This window comes from Streptomyces sp. Ru73, assembly GCF_002920575.1.
Classification (GTDB): domain Bacteria; phylum Actinomycetota; class Actinomycetes; order Streptomycetales; family Streptomycetaceae; genus Streptomyces.
On sequence record NZ_PQSQ01000229.1, the window covers coordinates 1 to 666 of the forward strand.

The window sequence follows — 666 nt, forward strand, 5'->3', positions numbered from 1 at the left end:
TGCTCGATCACGGAGAGCATGTCGTAGGGCTGGTTGGCCGAGTCCGGGATGAGGGTGTCCAGCTCCCGGTCGGTCTCGGAGGTCTCCAGGTCCGCCTCCTCGGGGAAGACGGGCGGCTCGGAGAGGTTGTTGGAGGGCAGGTAGGACAGCAGCGCCTTGATGTACTCGATGGCGTCCTTCTCATCGCCCGCCATGTGGTGGGCGACGCCGGAGGTGGCGTTGTGCGTGCGCGCCCCGCCCAGCTCCTCAAAGCCCACGTCCTCGCCGGTGACCGTCTTGATCACATCCGGTCCGGTGATGAACATGTGCGAGGTCTGATCCACCATCACGGTGAAGTCGGTGATGGCCGGGGAGTACACCGCCCCGCCCGCGCACGGCCCCACGATCAGCGAGATCTGCGGAATCACCCCCGAGGCGTGGGTGTTGCGGCGGAAGATCTCCCCGTACGCGCCGAGGGAGACCACGCCCTCCTGGATGCGCGCGCCGCCGGAGTCGTTGATGCCGATCACCGGGCAGCCGTTCTTCAGCGCGAAGTCCATCACCTTCACGATCTTCTCGCCGAACACCCCGCCCAGCGCCCCGCCGAAGACGGTGAAGTCCTGGGAGAAGACCGCCACCGGGCGGCCGTCGACCGTGCCGTAGCCGGTCACCACCCCATCGCCGTAC

At 67.6% G+C, this 666-nt stretch carries 1 protein-coding gene; it reads right to left on the reverse strand.

The features are described 5' to 3' along the window. Window positions 1-666: acyl-CoA carboxylase subunit beta (locus C3486_RS36720; RefSeq protein ID WP_308461298.1), on the reverse strand; the 666-nt coding region annotated here is incomplete at both ends.